Raw genomic sequence first — 16,518 nt, forward strand, 5'->3', positions numbered from 1 at the left:
GTCGCTGCGGGGTTGGGGCGTGGTAAGGGGGCCAATTATGACAACCGGCTGAAGCGTCAGGGCTTGAACGTGCTGATGGCGCAGGAGGCAGCCTATAACACTGAACAGGTTGTGCGGCTGAATGCGCTGAGAGAACAGCAGTATGACAAGGCATTCTTCCTGATTGCGGCGACCTCCACCATCGGCATTGCCCTGTCGATCCTGCTGGCCTATGCGGTGTCTGGCTATGGCATCATACTGCCGCTGAAGAAGGTGACCGATACCGTCGCCAGGCGGGTGCCGGGCGCAGAGCCGCAGAAGGTGGAAGGCACCGAGCGCCGCGACGAGATCGGCGCCATGGCCCGCGCAGTCCAGGCGCAGCGTGACCTTGAGCGCGAAGTGCGGCACCAGCAGGGTGTAGAACAAGCGCTGATCGAACAGAAGCAACAGGCGGAAGCCGCCAATCAGGCAAAATCGATCTTCCTGTCGCATATGAGCCACGAACTGCGCACGCCGCTGAACGCAATCATCGGCTTTTCGGAGATTTTACGAGCGGAGAGTTTCGGGCCGCTCGGCAATGACCGATACAAGGAATACACCTCCTACATCCTCGATTCCGGGACGCATCTGCTGGGCATCATCAATGATGTGCTCGAACTCAGCCGGATGGATCATCGCGATTTCAAGCTGACCACGGAACCGGCGGCCCTGGCCGATATCATCGGCTATTGCGCCCGTGCCTTCGGCGGTGGTGCCAATGAAGGGAGAATACAGGTCAGCAGTGCCTTCGATATGATCGTCGATGTCGATACGAGGCTGTTGCGCCAGGTGCTCACCAACCTGATCTCGAATGCCCTGAAATACTCGCCATCGGACCTGCCGGTCACTGTCGATTTCGAGGTGGCACCAGATGGTGCCCTTGGCCTGCGCGTCACCGACCTTGGTGAGGGTATCCCGCCGGAAAAGCTGCGGTCAGTCATGCAGCCCTTCGTCCAGCTGGAGGATAGCGGCCTGAACAGCCACGGTCTCGGTCTGGGCCTGTCGCTCGCCCAGCGTTTCATGGAGCTGCATGGCGGGCGCATCGAGCTGCGCAGCATTGTGGGCGAGGGCACCTGCGCCATCGCCTGGCTGCCTGCCGGTCGGGTGGTGCAGAAGCAGGCGGCGCAATAGCTGCAAAAGACAGTTTTTCCTTATCGGCTCTGGCCAGCAAAGACGCGTCCGTGCGAAAAAGAGCTGTCTTTCCTGCCCGACACATCAGAGCCAGCCATGTCCGCCATCGCCGATATCCCCGCCGCCCTGTCGCCTGAAAAGATCGGCGAGGCGCTGCAGCTGATCCGACCGCATGTTCGCCACACGCCAGTGCTGCGCGTCGATATGGCGGATTTCGGTGCCGCGTCCCGCCCTGTCGATCTGAAGCTGGAGCAACTGCAGCATAGCGGGTCCTTCAAGGCGCGCGGTGCCTTCACCAGCCTGATGACGCAGGGCATTCCTGCCGCCGGCGTGGTCGCGGCCTCGGGCGGCAATCACGGTGCCGCTGTTGCCTATGCGGCAATGAAGCGGGGCGTGCCGGCCACCATCTTCGTGCCGGAGATCACCAGCCCGGCCAAGGCGGATCGTATCCGCTCCTACGGGGCCAGGCTGGAGATTGGCGGGCAGCGCTATGCCGATGCGCTGGCGGCCAGCGAACTGTTCGTGAAGCAAAGCGGCGCGCTGCCGATCCATGCCTACGATCAGCCCACCACGCTGCTGGGTCAGGGCACGCTGGGGGCAGAGATCGAGCAGGATCTGCCGGATATCGACACGCTGCTGGTCGCGGTCGGCGGTGGCGGGCTGATCGGTGGCCTCTGTGCCTGGTATCGCGGCAGGGTGCGGATCGTCGCGGTGGAGCCGGAAGGGGCGCCGACACTGAACAAGGCGCTGGCGGCAGGCCATCCGGTCGAGGCGGAGGCCGGCAGCATCGCCGCCGATTCGCTGGCGCCGCGCCAGGTGGGCGACCTGATGTTCCCGCTGGCGCGCGATCATGTGACGCAATCGGTTCTGGTCAGTGATGACGATATTCTAAACGCCCAGAAGGCGTTATGGGAGTCCGTTCGTGTGGTGACGGAACCGGGCGGGGCCGCCGCCTTCGCCGCGCTGCTGTCTGGCCGCTATGTTCCGCGGGCCGGCGAGAAGGTGGCGGTGCTGGTCTGCGGCGCGAACACTACGGCGGTCAAGTTCGGCTAGAATTCCGCGCCGCCGCGAGCTCAGCCGCCTGCCGCGTCAGCCCGTTGCGATCGATCTTGTTGGTGCCGGCCAGCGGGATCGCCGGCACGAAGAACACATGGCGCGGATGCTGATAGGCGGGGCCGCGTTCGATGGTCCATTGTTTCACGGCCTCTTCCGACAGGCTTTCACCCTCGCGCAGGGTGACGAAGGCAACAGGCAGCTTCTGCTTGACGTCGTCCGGTACGGGGACCACGACGGCCTGACTGATCGCGGGATGCGATTCCAGCAGGCGCTCCACCTCGGCCGGCCAGATATTCTCGCCGCCGCAGACGAACATGTCGTCCTCGCGCCCGACGAAATAATGGAAGCCGTTCTCGTCGCGCCGCACCACATCCCCGCTGTGATACCAGCCGCCGTCGCGCAGCGCTGCTGCCGTCTTTTCCGGCATGTGGCGATAGCCCCGCATGGTCGCCGGGTTGCGCATCTGCAGGATGCCTTCGCCGACACCGTCCACCACACTGCCGTCGCGCGCGACCAGCCGCGTTTCGCCCTCGGGAATCGGATAGCCCAGCGCCTCGTCCGGCGTCGGGATGCCGTCCGGGTGCGGACCATAGACGGCAGCGCCAGCCTCGGTCGTGCCATAGCCGTTGGTGATCCGGGCATTCGGGAACAGCGCGCGCACCCGGTCCACCAGCGCCTGCGAGTAGGGCGAGGAGCCCATGAACAGCCGCGTCACCCCATCGAATGCCGCGGGGCGTGGCTTGTCGCCCAGATGATTCGCGACCATCGCCATCATGGTCGGCACGCAGGTCAGCCAAGTCGCCTGATGACCGACGATGGCCTTCACATAGCTTTCCGCCGTGAAGACCGGCTGCAGGATCACCTGCGCGCGGTTCAGGAAGGCGAACTTCAGGTTGAACAGCGCATTCATGTGATACATGGGTGCGGCGACGATCAGCCGGTGCTGGCTGTTGTCGCCCTTGCTGACCACCTGCACCATCCAGTGCTGGCCGCGATGGCTGAGCGGCACGCCCTTGGGCCGTCCGGTGGAGCCGGAGGTGTAGAGGATCTGCGCAGGCTCGTCCGGTTCCGGGGTGATGGGCTCAAACGCACCGGGATCGGGCAGGGCCTCCCAGTCCGCGCTGCCGAACAGGATGCGGGGCACGCCGGCGGGGGCGAGGCGGGCGCGGTCCTCATCGACGAAGATCAGCTTCGCCTCTGCATCCTCGACGATCAGCGCCACGGTTTCGGCGGCCAGCTTCCAGTTGACCGGCACCACGATGATGCCGGCCCGCATGGCGCCGAAATACAGCGCCACGAACTCCGTCCGGTTAGCCGCCAGCACGGCGATGGAATCGCCGCGCTTCAGCCCTCGTTTCAAAAGGCCGCGCGCCAGCCCGCTGGCCAGCCCGTCCAGTTCCCCGGCACTCCAGGCACGCGGCGGATCGCCTGCCGCATAATCCCACAGCACTGTGCGGTCAGGATCGGCGCCGGGGGAGAGGATGGCGCCGAGATTTGGAATAGCGGTCATCAGTTGCTGCCCGTTACGGAACGAAGACCACCTTGCCGAACACCTTGCGGTCGATCAGCGCCTGCAGCCCTTCCTTGAAATTTTCCTCCGTCATCGGCAACACCCGGTCGATCACCGGGACGAGCGTGCCATCGCGCACCATTTCCATCAGCGCAATCTGGTCTTCCGGCGTCCAGGCGTTGGAGCCGACAATCGACTGTTCGTAGGACCAGATGTAACGGATATCCTCCTTCGGGTCGTAGCCGGTGGTGGCGCCGCAGACCAGCATGCGGCCAAAGCGGCACATGACCTTCAGGCTCTTGGTCCAGGTGTCGCCGCCGATATAGTTCACCACCACATTCACGCCGCCGCCGCCCCAGATGCGCGGCTTGCCGTGGCGTTCATGGATGGCGGCGACAAAATCCTCCTTCGAAGTGTCAATGGTCTCGTCGGCGCCGATTTCCTTCAGCTTCTCGCATTTCTCGGCGGAGCTGGCGCAGGCGATCACATAGGCCCCCGCCATCTTGGCCAGCTGTACCGCGCCGGTGCCGACACCGCCGGTGGCGCCCAGCACCAGAACCTTCTCGCCTTCCTTCACCTGGCCGCGCACCATCATCATGCGGCGCGCCGTGCCATAGGCGATGGGCAGGGAGGCCGCCTGCTCGTAGCTGACGCCCTCGGGGATCTGCAGCAGGAACTTGGCATCGACGGCAATATAGTCGCAGGCACCGCCGCGCAGTGTCTCGCCCATCTGGCCGATGCCGGGCTGGAAGGGGACGACCTGAACCCGGTCGCCGGGGCGGAACTTGCCGGCCGGAACATTGGCGCCGACATCGACAACCTCGCCGGCGATATCGCCGCCCGGAATCATCGGGAAGGGCGTCTTCAGGCCGGGGATACCCTTCAGGATCATCGGATCGAAGCCATTCAGCGCGACCGCCTTCACCTTCAGCAGGCACTCGTCAGGACCGACGGCCGGCGTCGGGAATTCGCCATGGCTGATCTGGTCGAGTCCGCCATGGGCGCTGTAGAGAATAGCTTTCACGTTCTTCTTCCTTATGGTCGCGTGTCTTGGGGAAGCGTGTTCAGGACTTATCAGTGGGCTTATAGGCGTAGCGGAAGTCGCAATGGCTGGCGCCCTGCATCAGGGTCTGTGTCCGCTCGAACCTGATGTCGGGGTCATAGCCCTCGCAGAAGGTGCCATCGCGCTGGCAGGACAGCAGATGGCCGATGTCTCCCAGCCCCATATCTTTGTACATCTCGGCATAGCGGCAGCGTACGACGTTGAACTCGAAGCGTTCGGCGTCGGCATGCTTCACCTCGACGGTCAGCGCATCCTCGGCGGTCCACAGGTCGAACAGCCGGATGAAGCTTTCCAGGCTGGTGCCCTCCGGCTCGCTGGCGGCGAATTGCTGGGCCTGGGCGATGGAGGCGCGGCGCACCGATTCGCCAATCAGGGTCTGTGCCTCCGCTACGCCGAGCCTTTCTTTCGCGGTCTCATAGACCTGCTTCAGGATTTCCGCTTCGATCCGGCGGCGCTGGATGATCGGCAGGTTCTGCGACATGCCTCAGCCCTTCAGCGGCGTGCGGAACAGGCGGCCGAAGCCGGGTATCTCGTCCTCGATGCCGGCCAGCCGCAGCATGTGCCAGGCCAGCGCATGGTTGGAGGAGGTGACCGGCTTGCCGATCAGCGCCTCGGCCTCCTCGGCGATCTTGGCGACCCGCAGGGAGGTGCAGGAGACGAACACGCCATCGCAATCGGGCAGGGAGCCCAGCTTCACGATGGCGTCGCGGATCGACTCCGGCGTCATGCGTGCCACGATGTCGTCGTCGGCCTCGTTGAAGCTGCCCATCACCGGGATGTTCAGGCCGCGCTCGATCAGGCTGTTGCGCAGCCGTTCGTTGATTTCCTTCAGGTACGGCGTCAGCAGCGCCACGCGCTTCACACCCATCGAGGATATCGCTGCCCGCGCGGCCGTCACCGGATCGGTCACCTTCACGCCGGGCTTCACGCTGTGGATCAGTTCCGCAACCTTGTCCTCGCCGATCACCAGCGCGCCGGAGGTGCAGGCGAAGGCAACGACCTTGAAGTCGGTCATGAAGGGCAGCAGCTTCGCTGCCGGCGGTATTTCCGCCTTCATCGCCATCAGGGTTTCCGGCGTGATCATGACGTCATTGTGCAGCCGCGCCGCATAGAGCGCCACGCCGTCGCGCGGCCAGATCGCCCGGAACTCATCTTCGATGGTCTGATCGGTTTCCAGGACCAGCAGGCCGATGGCGGCCCGCGCCCCGATCCCAGAATCAGTGGCGAAGGGGAGGTGCTCCAAATTAATCAGTGTACCGCCCGATTGTACGTCAATTGCCGATTCCATGTGCAGCGTCATGCGATTCACCTCAATCTGCCCGTTTTTCGCGCGTTTTGTGTTTGACGCAAAAGTGTATCCACATCACGATACAGTTGAGGTGGGGCTCATACAAGGCCGAATGGTCGGGCCGGATGGCTGGAATCTCCCGCCCAATAGAGGAGTGCATCACGATGACAAGCCGTAGAAACTTTCTGAAGAATGTTGGCTCCGGGGCCGCTGTCGCCGGCGCGGCTGGCGCTGGCATCATCGCCGCGCCGTCGGTCGCCAAGGCGCAGCAGAGCTACAAATTCCGCCTGAATCACTTCGCCGGCGAAACGTCAATGTTCTATACACTGACGATTCTGCCTTTCGCGGAGCGGATCAAGAAGCTGAGCGGCGGCAGGATCGAGTTCCAGCCTTTCCCGGGGGGCGTGCTGTCGCCGCCGCTGGAGGCCTACAAGACGGTCGAGGATGGCATCGCCGATGCCGGCCAGATGACGCCGCTCTACATCGTCAACCGCGACCCGGTGAACACCTTCTACGGTGGCCATGTCGGCGGCATGCCGCCAGAGATGATGATGCACTGGCTGTACAAGGGCGGTGGCCAGGAACTGCTGGCCGAGCATCGCCGCGCGACGATGAAGCTGCATTCGATTCCGCTGAGCATCGGGCCGAACGAGATCTGGCATTCGCATGTGCCGATCAGGACCTCGGCCGATCTGAAGGGTCTGAAGTTCCGCACCGCGGGCGCCTGGGCGCAGATCCTGAACGAGTATTTCGGTGGCGCCGCGACCACCGTGTCGGGCAGCGAAATCTACACAATGCTGGAGCGCAAGGGCGTCGATGTGATCGAATGGTCGAGCCCGGCCGAGAACATCAAGATGGGCTTCCAGAACGCCGCCCCCTACATCATCATGCCGGCCCCGCACACCAACTGCTTCCTGTTCGAGCTGATCATGCCGGTGGCCAAGTGGGATGCGCTGCCGGACGACGTGAAGTACATGATCGAGACGGCCGCCCGTGCCTCGACGCCGGAAACCCTCTTCGCCTGGACCATCGAGGACATGAAGGCGATGAAGGAGATGCGCAAGAGCAAGGCCGAGATCATCACCCCCGATCCGTCGCTTGCCGTGGAGCTGCGCGAGGCCGGCCGCAAGTGGGCCATGAAGAAGGCCGAGGAGCAGACGGCGAAGGGCGATCCGTGGATGAAGAAGGTCACGGATTCCTACTACGCCTTCTACGACGATTGGGCAGAGAACGCCGTCTATCGGGCGGTGGACTGACGAAAGGCAGGCGGCGGGCTGGTTGCGGCCGCCGCCCTTTTCCTTGCTGACGGTTTTATGCCGTTGATTTGCCGTTTACCCTGGATGCTTCATGACTCGATTGATCGGGCGGATTTCCAGCGTTTGCTGCGCTGCGGCCGTTCTGGCCTCATTCGGACTGGTGGTCGTCACCATGTTCGAGGTGATCTCGCGCTATGCCTTCCATGCGCCGACGGTCTGGGCCTTTGACGTTTCCTACATGCTGAATGGCGCGGTCTTTGTCCTGGCGATGGCCATGACCCTGCGGCTGAACCAGCATGTCTCCATCGATATCTTCTCCAAGGCGATCCCCGAACGCTGGTTCCGGGTCATCGAGATCGCCGTCTATCTGTGTCTCATCTTGCCGGCTCTCAGCCTGGTGACCTATGCCGGCTGGGGTGAATTCTGGAAGGCCTGGGTCAGCGGGGAGGTCGAGACGGTCAGCCCCTGGCAGCCCAAGATCTGGCCGTTCCGGCTGATGCTGGCCGTCGGGCTGTCCGCCCTGTGGCTTCAGGTCCTGGCGCGCGTGCTCGCGCCGGCCGAACAATCATCGCAACACTGAGGAGGCCGGAATATGTCCGCCATGCCACTTGCGGCCTGGATGTTTCCGGCTGCCTTCGTCCTGATCTTCCTGGGGATGCCCGTATCGCTCAGCCTGATCGTGATCGCGGTTGCCTTCTCGATTCCCTTCTTCGGCGTTGAACTGGCCGGGCTGCAGCTCTATCGCTTCGTCGGCAGCGTGGCGAACAACTATGCGCTGGCCGCCGTCCCGCTGTTCGTCTTCATGGGCGCGGTGCTGGAAAATTCCGGCATTGGACGCCGCGTCTTCGAGGTGATGAAGCTGTGGCTGGGCCGCCTGCCGGGCGGGCTGGCGCTGGCCGCCATGAGCATGTGCGCGGTGTTCGCCGCCGGCACCGGCATCGTCGGCGCGGTCGAGGTCATGGTCGGCCTGCTGGCGATCCCGGCCATGGTCGCCAACAAGTACGAGAAGTCGCTGATTTCCGGCACGATCTGTGCCGGCGGCTCGCTGGGCACGATGATCCCGCCCTCCATCGTCGTCATCATCTACGCCTCGGTGGCGCAGATCCCGGTCGGCGACGTGCTGGCGGCCGTGATCATCCCGAGCGGCATCATGGTGGCGCTGTTCATTCTCTGGATTCTGCTCTACTGCACGATCCGCCCGCAGGCTGCACCGCGGATCGACCCCAGCGAATTCGACATGCCGCTGTCCGAGAAGCTGAAGCTGACGGTCACCGCGCTGATTCCGCCGCTGCTGCTGATCTGCGCCGTCGTCGGTTCGATCCTGGCCGGCATCGCGGCAGTCACCGAGGCCGCCGCTGTCGGTGCCGCGGGTGCCGTGCTGCTGAACGTCATCTACCGGGACTTCACCTGGAAGGGGCTGTGGGGCGCTGCTTACAAGACGGTGGTCATCACCTCGATGATCCTGCTGATCGTGGTCGGCGGCACCATGTTCACCAGCGTCTTCCGCCTGCAGGGCGGCGGCATGCTGGTGACCGATCTGGTGCGGGCGCTCGATTTTGGCCCGACCGGCCTGCTGCTGCTGTTCCTTGGCATCGTCTTCGTGATGGGCGCGCTGCTGGACTGGGTATCGGTCGTGCTGATCTGTATCCCGCTGTTCATGCCGTTCCTGGCGCCGGCCGGGATCGATCCGCTCTGGTTCGCGATCCTGGTCATCGTGATGATCCAGACATCCTACGTTACCCCGCCGATGGCGCCGTCGATCTTCTATCTGCGTGGCATCGCCCCGCCGGATTTCCGGACGATAGAGATGTACAAGGGCGTGATCCCCTTCGTCGCCTGCCAGCTGCTGACCGGTGTGCTGGTCTACTTCTGGCCGTCGCTGGCGCTGTGGTTGCCGGTGGTGCTGCGATAAGGCGAGGAGGAGTCAGGCAGCAGGGCCGAGGAAGATGCGGGCGATAACCTCCTTGGTGACGAGGATCGCGTGAGCGGAACTCAGGGTCACATGCTGTTCCAGGATCGGCGCGCCGGCCTCCGGTTCGCGCCGGCGCAGATGCTCGATGATACGGGCATGCTGGCCGAAGGTTTCCTGGCGGCGCGGCTGGGTTTCCATGTCGGTGCGGCGGAAGAAGCGGATGCGCGCATTGATCCGCTCCAGCGCGTCAATCATCTCGGGGTTCTTGGACAGCCGTGCCACCGCCATGTGGAACGCTTCGTCCGCCTCCGCCATCCGGGTCTGCGAAAAACCGGTCGCCGGGTCCGTCGCGATTTCCCACGGGCGCACCGCGTCCTCGATCTCGCGGTCAGTCGCGCGGGTGCAGGCCAGCTTGTAGGCGGCGCACTCAATTGCCGCGCGCAGTTCGTAAAGCTGGCGCACCGTGTCGGCGGACAGTTCGCGCGCGAAGAAACCCTTGTTCGGGACGAAGCTCATGAAGCCGTCGCGCACCAGCCGGTTCAGCGCCTCACGGACCGGCGTGCGGCTGACACCCAGCTTCTCGGCCAGATCGACCTCGTTCACCTTCTGGCCAGGCCGGAACCGGTATTCGACGGCCAGTTCCTTGATTTCCTGATAGACGCGATTAACGCTGTCGGCCGCCCGGATGCTCTTCAGCGGGGTGGAAGAAAAGTCCGGATTGCCGCCGATCCGGTTGTTCATTGCGCTTCCTCCAAAATTCGGGCGCTCCCTATAGACCGTCCCGCACTCAAGTTCAATAATGCATGGATGGATACACTTGTGTCGACAAGACTGTCTTGTGCCCGCCCATCCGAGGTAGTGCAAAGGCGGACCGGAACAATCTGTGACCGAACGAGAAAAGAAGAGGCGAGGGAAGGCTTATGCGGATAGCGGTACTGGGCGCGGGCGTCATCGGCGTCTCGACGGCTTACGAGCTGATGAAGGACGGGCATGAGGTGACGGTCATCGACCGGCTGGCCGAACCGGCCTCGGAGACCAGCTTCGCCAATGCCGGCCTGTTTTCGCCGGGGCACGCCTATACCTGGGCCTCGCCCAAGGCGCCGAAGATCCTGCTGAAGTCACTGTTCCAGGAAGGGCAGGCGCTGCGCTTCAAGCCCAGCCTGGACCCGAATCTCTGGCTCTGGTCGTTGAAATTCCTGCAGAACTGCACGGCGGAGAAGACCCGCATCAACACCAAGCGCAAGGTGCGGCTGTGCATGTACTCGCAAGAGCAGTTACACCGTATCGCTGCCGAAACGAAGATCGAGTATCACGGCGTAACTGGCGGTCTGCTCTATCTCTACCGCACGCCGGAGAGCTTCGCGCGCGGCAGCGCCAACACCCGCATCCTCAGCGAGGAGGGGCTGGAACTGCGCGCCATCACCCCGGACGAGGCGGCGAAGATCGATCCCGCGCTGGAGCCGGTGAAGCACAAATTCGCCGGTGCGGTCTATTGCCCCTCTGACGAGAGCGGCGATGCTCGCGTGTTCACCCAGAACCTCGCGAAATATTGCGAGGGGCAGGGGGTAAAGTTCGTCTTCGGCAGCGACATCCAGGGCTTCGACACCGAGGGCGACAAGGTTACCGCCGTGCGCACCTCGACCGGTCGTATTGAGGCGGATGGTTTCGTGTTCAGCCTGGGCGTATTCGGCCCGCGCCTGTCCAAGCAGCTGGGCGTGACGCTGCCGATCTATCCGATCAAGGGCTATTCGGTGACGATGCCGATTGGCGGCCGCAACAACCCGCCGACGGTGGGCGGGGTGGACGAGGACAACCTCGTTGCCTATGCGCGCTTCGGCGACCGGATGCGGGTGACGGCGACGGCGGAATTCGCCGGCTATAACAAGAGCCACCAGCCATCTGACTACACCCACATGCTGAAGGCGGTGCAGGATATCTATCCGGACGGGGCGGATTATTCGCAGCCCTTCTACTGGGCGGGCCTCAGGCCGATGACGCCGGAGGGTACGCCGATCTTCGGCGCCGGGCGCTACCGCAATATGTGGTTCAATACCGGCCATGGCCATATCGGCTGGACCATGGCGCCGGGCTCGGCGCGGGTGACCGCCGACCTCATCGCCGGCAAGGTGCCGGCCCTCGACCTCACCGGCATGCGGGTGATGCCATGATGACCGAAACCGATATCCAGGCGATCTTCGATTCCTCTCCCTTCATCGCCTTCCTGGGGCTGAAGGTGGTGAAGCTGGATACAGCGACGCAGGAACTGACGGTGCGTGCGCCGATGCGGCCGGAAATGGCGCGCGAGGCGGGCACTGGCCAGTGGCATGGCGGGCCGATCGCCGCCGTCATCGACACGGTCGGCGACTTCGCGCTGGCCTATCTGGTCGGCAAGCCGCTGCCGACGGTGAATTTCCGCGTGGATTACCTGCGCCCGGCTATTAACACCGACCTTGTCGCTGTGGCGAAGGTTCGCCGCAACGGCAAGAGCGTGGGCATCGCTGATGTCGATGTGTTCAACGAGGCCGGCGTGCTGCTGGCGATCGGCCGGGCGACCTACTCGACGCTGTGAGGAGGAGGGGGAGTTACTCCCCCGCCGCCTTGTTCAGGATTTCCTCGGGCGTGGAGGAGACGACCTCGACATATTTCGGCACGAACTTGCCGCCCTCAATGAATTTGATGAATTCCGGCTTGATCTCTTCCGCCAGGATATTGCGGATCGCCGCATGTTCCTTGATGTCCGACCATTCGGCGATCAGGAAGAAGCGCAACGGGTCCTCGGTGTCGCGGCACAGCACGCCGTCCTTCACCTGAGCCCAGCTCTTGTGCATCGGATTGCCGTCGGAATAGTCGAATTCCTCGAACAGCCGGATGAATTCGGCCTCGGTGCCCGGCTTGATGCGGAAATCGTAGATGTGAAGGAAATTGCCCTTCGTCGCCAAGGGTTCCTGGGCCATGCTGGTGCCTCCTGCTGGTCGGTGTCGCGTTAAATAGGACGGTACACTGAATATATTTGCGGCGTAAAGACCGTGCCGCATGCGCCGCTTGATGGGACCATAAATAGGCGGCATACTGATCTTATTGCCACGGCAGGACGGGCTTGAAGAGATGGGCTGGCTGCGCGCAGCGTCATTCGACGATCTGAAGGAAGGCGGTGTCATCGGCGTCGATGTCGCCGGCACAGCGGTCGCCCTCTATCTGCTCGATGGCGTGGTGTATGCCACCCACAATATCTGCACCCACCAGTTCGCCTTCCTGTCGGAGGGCTATGTCGAGGATGGCTGCATCGAATGCCCGCTGCATCAGGGCCAGTTCGATATCCGCACCGGCAAGGCACAATGCGCGCCGGTCACCGGGCGCCTTGCCACCTATCGGGTAAAGCGCGAGGGCGACGATATCTTCGTCGATCTGGAGGCGCCCGCCGTCGAGGTCGAGGCGCCGAAAGCGCCCTTGGCGCAGGATCACCGCAGCTTCGTCATTATCGGCGGCGGCCAGGCCGGCTGCCGCGCGGCGCAGCATCTGCGCGGCGAAGGCTTTGCCGGCCGGATCGTGATGCTCGCGGAGGAGGGGCATCGCCCCTACGAACGCCCGCCGCTGTCCAAGGAAGTGTTGCTGGGCAAGGCAGGGGCGGACGATTGCGCGGTGCTGAAGCCGGCCGAGTTCGATGCGCTGGAGATCGACCTGCGTACTGGGAGCCGCGCCACGGCCATCGACCGCAAGGCGAAATCGGTGACGCTCTCGACCGGCGAGACGCTGCCCTATGATCGGTTGCTGATTGCCACCGGTGCGCGGGCGCGGACGCTGCCAGACGGAAGCGGCGATGGCGTGCTCTATCTGCGCACGCTGGAGGATGCTCAGGCCATTGGTGCGGCGTTGTCGCGGGCGCGCAGCCTGGCGCTGATCGGCGGCGGCTTCATCGGGCTGGAGATTGCCTCGGTCGCGCGCGAGAAGGGGCTGGCAGTGACGGTGATCGAGCGCGAGCCGGCGCTGATGTCGCGCATCCTGCCGCCGGCGCTGGGGCAGGCCTTCCAGACGCTGGCCGAATCGAAGGGCGTTGCCTTTCGGCTGGACACGAAGATCGAGGCGATCCGCCGCAACGGTGCGGGGACGACGCTGGCCTTCGCCGATGGCGGCGAGCTGGCCGTCGATCTGGTGGTCGCCGGCATCGGCGCCATCGCCAATGCGGAGCTGGCGGAGCAGGCCGGGCTATCGGTGAAGTCGGGCGGAATCGTCATCGACACGGCGTGCCGCACCTCGGATGCCGATATCTTCGCGGCGGGCGATTGCGCGCTTTATCCCGAGGCGGTGGGTGGCACTCGTCTCCGTCTGGAAAGCTGGGCCAATGCGGAAGCACAGGGCCGCGCCGCCGCGCTCGCCATGCTGGGGAAGCCGGCGGAAAAGCCGCCCTTGCCCTGGTTCTGGACCGAGCAGTTCGGACTCAACATCCAGATGGCCGGCATTCCGCAGGCCGGCGACGGGGTGGCGGTGCAGGGCGGGATCGGCCAGCCGGAATCGGTCTATCTGACAGAGCGCGACGGTGCCATCGCCAGCGCCATCATCTTCGGCGATGCGGAGACCTTCCGCATTGCGCGGCGGCGGTTGGAGACCGGGGCTGATGTCGCCGAGGGTCTGCGGGGATTGCGCTGGCTGGACCAGCAGGAGGAGGAGAGTTCCATGGGCTATGAACGTGCGCTGGAGAGCCTGCCGGCGCAGGCCACCCCTCAGGCGAAGCAGTTTGTCTGGCCGGCCGAGGGGCTGAACCGCGTGCCCGACTGGGTCTATACCGACGATCATATCTACGGGCTGGAGGTCGAGAAGATCTTCAAGGGCCGCACCTGGAACTATGTCGGGTTGGAAGCGGAAATTCCCAATCCGGGCGATTTCACCCGCTCCTTCGTCGGTCCGGTGCCGGTGGTGGTGTCACGCGACGAGGAAGGCGGCATCAATGTCTTCGAGAATCGCTGCTCGCACCGCGCTGCCGAGTTCTGCCGCGAACTGCGCGGCAATGTGCAGGAATTCGTCTGCCCTTATCATCAATGGTCCTATGACCTTAAGGGCAATCTGGCGGGTGTCCCGTTCCGCCGCGGCGTCGATGGCAAGGGCGGCATGCCGGCGGATTTCGACCCTGCGGACCATCACCCGCGCAAGCTTTCCGTCACCACGCGCGGCGGGGTGATCTTCGCCTCCTACGCGGAGGATATGGAGCCGTTCGACAGCTATCTCGGCCCGGAGATGACACGCGAGTTCGATGCCACCTTCGACGGCCGCAAGCTGGTGGTGCTGGGCTATTACCGCAACACGCTGCCGGGCAACTGGAAGCTCTATCACGAGAATCTGAAGGACCCGTACCACGCGACCCTGCTGCACACCTTCCTGGTCACTTTCGGGCTGCTGGTTGCTGGCAACAAGTCGCAGATGCTGTGCGATGCCAGCGGACGGCACGGCGCCATGTGCTCCGCCAAGTCGGACGGCAAGAATGTGAGCGCCGACGCCAAGAAGGAGATGCGCGCCTACAAGGAAGGCATGCAGCTGGAAGAGCCGCGCTTCATGGATTTCGTGCCGGAGTTCGATTCGCCCTGGTCGGTCACCATGTCCACCATCTGGCCGAACCTGATCGTGCAGCGCGAGATGAACACGCTGGGCGTGCGCCATATCGTGCCGGAAGGGCCGAACCAGTTCACCATGATCTGGACCATGTTCGGCTTCGAGGGGGATGACGAGGAGATGACCCGCCACCGGCTGCGCCAGGGCAATCTGATGGGGCCTGCCGGCTTCCTGGGGCTGGAGGATAATGAGGCGATGAAGTTCGTGCAGGACGGCATGAAGCATGTGCCGGGCGGCGAGCATCTGGTGGCGCTCGACCCCGGCACGGCGACCGGAACCGCCGACACGCTGATTTCGGAATCCGCGATCCGCGCCATGTACAAGCACTGGCGCGATGTCATCGGGGTTTGAGGAGCAACGACATGACCGTGACTTCGCTGAAAAACCCCGCCGCGTCTGATGCGCTGATCGACCGGCTGCTGCTGCGCCAGGAGATTGAGGAGTTCAACGCTGCCTATGCGGATGTGCTGGATAATGGCCCGCTGTCGGACTGGCCGGATCTGTTCGCCGAGGATGCGCTCTACGTCATCACCGCGCGGGAGAATTTTGCCAGCGGCCTGCCGGTCGGGCTGATCTATTGCGAGGGCAAGGGCATGCTGCGCGACCGCATCTTCGCCATCGAGAAGACGGCGATGTTCGCGCCGCGCTACATGCGGCATTTCATTTCGAATTGCCGGGTGGTCGAGACCCGCGCGAACGGCGAGATCGTCGCCACATCGAACTACATCCTGCTGCAGACCCTGTTCGACCGGCCGGAGCCGACGCTGCACCAGATCGGCACCTATTACGATGTGTTCGTGCGGACCGGCGGCGCGCTGAAGCTGAAGGAGCGCCGCGCGGTGTACGACAATCTGCTGATCGACAATTCGGTCGTCTATCCAGTGTAGAAAATAAACCCTCGCCCCTGGTGGGAGAGGGTGGTGAGCGTAAGCGAACCGGGTGAGGGGGCGGCTCCGCCCTTGCGATTACCCCTCACCCAGCTCCGCCTAATTCGCTTCGCTCATAAGGCTGCGCAACCCTCTCCCGCAAGGGGAGAGGGAAATACGCACCTCAGCTCGGCCGGAAAATCGTGCGGCCCAGATGGTTGTTGCCGTCCACAAGCCGCATCAGCATGGTAACGAAGGCGTTACGCTCCTCCGGCCGCAGCGGCTCCATCAGCTTCATCTGGGCGCGCTGCATCGCCTCGTACATTTCCCCGGTGATCTTCTCGCCCTCGGCCGTCAGGCGCCACAGCACCATGCGGCGGTCGGTCTTGCTGCGCTCGCGCGCGACGAGCCCGCGCTTGGCCAGCCGGTTCAGCACATCGGCCACATTGGTGCGGTCGATGCCGAGTTCGCGGCCCAGCGAGTTCTGGTCCATGTCGGGATTCTGCGCCAGCGTGGTCAGCAGCCCGTACTGCACCGGCGTGATGTCGAAGGCAGCGCATTCCTCGAAGAACAGTGCGTAATGGATCTGGTGCAGCCGGCGTACGAGATAGCCCGGCCGCGCCCAGAGCGGCATGCGCGACATGATGAGACTGTCCTCATTGCCCTCGGCCTGCGGCGCCTCTGATGCCAGTTTCTTTTCGACCGCCATGCGGTTTCTCCCGATAGGCGGCATTCCATTGGAATTTTCGATGCCGCATTACTTGCCTTGAGACTGATTCTTGAGGCCGATAATGCGGTCTAATCCTTGGTTTGGCTA

The 16,518-nt window shown here is 63.9% G+C and carries 16 protein-coding genes; 9 read left to right on the top strand and 7 right to left on the bottom strand.

Features of this window, described 5'->3' with window-relative positions; all coding sequences use genetic code 11:
• Together MK313_RS06220 and MK313_RS06225 are read left to right on the top strand one after the other, a co-directional pair.
• Window positions 1-1,149 (top strand): sensor histidine kinase (locus MK313_RS06220; protein WP_287780494.1); only part of this gene is annotated, 1,149 nt, incomplete at its 5' end.
• 96 nt (window positions 1,150-1,245) lie between these two features.
• The gene (locus MK313_RS06225) at window positions 1,246-2,202 is read left to right on the top strand and encodes a threonine/serine dehydratase (RefSeq protein ID WP_287780495.1); all 957 of its coding nucleotides are present in this window, start codon (window positions 1,246-1,248) and stop codon (window positions 2,200-2,202) included.
• On the opposite strand, the gene MK313_RS06230 is transcribed toward MK313_RS06225, so the two are convergent.
• From MK313_RS06230 to MK313_RS06245, 4 genes are read right to left on the bottom strand one after another with little or no spacing between them, the layout of a single operon-like run.
• Entirely contained in the window at window positions 2,189-3,715 is a 1,527-nt protein-coding gene (locus MK313_RS06230; protein ID WP_287780496.1) for a class I adenylate-forming enzyme family protein, read from the bottom strand. The two genes, MK313_RS06225 and MK313_RS06230, sit on opposite strands and share 14 nt — an antisense overlap.
• 13 nt (window positions 3,716-3,728) lie before the next feature.
• Window positions 3,729-4,739, bottom strand: a complete 1,011-nt coding sequence (locus tag MK313_RS06235; RefSeq protein WP_287780497.1) for a zinc-binding dehydrogenase — start codon at window positions 4,737-4,739, stop codon at window positions 3,729-3,731.
• Window positions 4,740-4,779: 40 nt separating this feature from the next.
• A complete protein-coding gene (locus tag MK313_RS06240) occupies window positions 4,780-5,259 on the bottom strand; it encodes an L-2-amino-thiazoline-4-carboxylic acid hydrolase (protein WP_008945273.1) in 480 nt (159 codons plus the stop codon).
• A 3-nt stretch (window positions 5,260-5,262) separates the two neighbouring features.
• A complete protein-coding gene (locus tag MK313_RS06245) occupies window positions 5,263-6,078 on the bottom strand; it encodes an Asp/Glu racemase (protein WP_287780498.1) in 816 nt (271 codons plus the stop codon).
• A 152-nt stretch (window positions 6,079-6,230) separates the two neighbouring features.
• On the opposite strand from MK313_RS06245, the gene MK313_RS06250 reads away from it, so the two are divergent.
• The 3 genes from MK313_RS06250 (at window position 6,231) to MK313_RS06260 (ending at window position 9,234) form a co-directional block, all read left to right on the top strand.
• On the top strand, window positions 6,231-7,322 hold the full coding sequence (locus MK313_RS06250) for a twin-arginine translocation signal domain-containing protein (protein ID WP_287780499.1): 1,092 nt from the start codon (window positions 6,231-6,233) through the stop codon (window positions 7,320-7,322).
• 91 nt (window positions 7,323-7,413) lie between these two features.
• Complete coding sequence (locus tag MK313_RS06255; RefSeq protein ID WP_040707734.1) at window positions 7,414-7,902, top strand: TRAP transporter small permease subunit; 489 nt, start codon at window positions 7,414-7,416, stop codon at window positions 7,900-7,902.
• Window positions 7,903-7,914: 12 nt separating this feature from the next.
• Window positions 7,915-9,234: a TRAP transporter large permease gene (locus MK313_RS06260; RefSeq protein ID WP_008945269.1), complete on the top strand. Its 1,320-nt coding sequence runs from the start codon at window positions 7,915-7,917 to the stop codon at window positions 9,232-9,234.
• 12 nt (window positions 9,235-9,246) lie between these two features.
• Here the strand turns inward: MK313_RS06260 and MK313_RS06265 are convergent, their stop codons facing one another.
• Window positions 9,247-9,975, bottom strand: a complete 729-nt coding sequence (locus tag MK313_RS06265; protein ID WP_287780500.1) for a GntR family transcriptional regulator — start codon at window positions 9,973-9,975, stop codon at window positions 9,247-9,249.
• 179 nt (window positions 9,976-10,154) lie between these two features.
• On the opposite strand from MK313_RS06265, the gene MK313_RS06270 reads away from it, so the two are divergent.
• Window positions 10,155-11,402 carry a D-amino acid dehydrogenase gene (locus MK313_RS06270; protein ID WP_287780501.1) on the top strand — a complete coding sequence of 416 codons (1,248 nt, stop codon included), beginning with the start codon at window positions 10,155-10,157 and terminating at the stop codon, window positions 11,400-11,402.
• On the top strand, window positions 11,399-11,803 hold the full coding sequence (locus MK313_RS06275) for a PaaI family thioesterase (protein WP_287780502.1): 405 nt from the start codon (window positions 11,399-11,401) through the stop codon (window positions 11,801-11,803). The genes MK313_RS06270 and MK313_RS06275 overlap by 4 nt, the downstream gene beginning before the upstream one ends.
• Window positions 11,804-11,816: 13 nt before the next feature.
• Here MK313_RS06275 and MK313_RS06280 read toward each other — a convergent pair whose 3' ends face one another.
• The gene (locus MK313_RS06280) at window positions 11,817-12,188 is read right to left on the bottom strand and encodes a hypothetical protein (protein WP_287780503.1); all 372 of its coding nucleotides are present in this window, start codon (window positions 12,186-12,188) and stop codon (window positions 11,817-11,819) included.
• 151 nt (window positions 12,189-12,339) lie between these two features.
• On the opposite strand from MK313_RS06280, the gene MK313_RS06285 reads away from it, so the two are divergent.
• Together MK313_RS06285 and MK313_RS06290 are read left to right on the top strand one after the other, a co-directional pair.
• Complete coding sequence (locus MK313_RS06285; protein ID WP_287780504.1) at window positions 12,340-15,186, top strand: FAD-dependent oxidoreductase; 2,847 nt, start codon at window positions 12,340-12,342, stop codon at window positions 15,184-15,186.
• Window positions 15,187-15,197: 11 nt separating this feature from the next.
• The gene (locus tag MK313_RS06290; protein ID WP_121217500.1) at window positions 15,198-15,722 is read left to right on the top strand and encodes an aromatic-ring-hydroxylating dioxygenase subunit beta; all 525 of its coding nucleotides are present in this window, start codon (window positions 15,198-15,200) and stop codon (window positions 15,720-15,722) included.
• A 163-nt stretch (window positions 15,723-15,885) separates the two neighbouring features.
• Here MK313_RS06290 and MK313_RS06295 read toward each other — a convergent pair whose 3' ends face one another.
• Entirely contained in the window at window positions 15,886-16,410 is a 525-nt protein-coding gene (locus tag MK313_RS06295; protein WP_287780505.1) for a MarR family winged helix-turn-helix transcriptional regulator, read from the bottom strand.
• Window positions 16,411-16,518 lie beyond the last annotated feature (108 nt).

The organism is Oceanibaculum sp. (genome assembly GCF_022449305.1).
Classification (GTDB): domain Bacteria; phylum Pseudomonadota; class Alphaproteobacteria; order Oceanibaculales; family Oceanibaculaceae; genus Oceanibaculum; species Oceanibaculum indicum.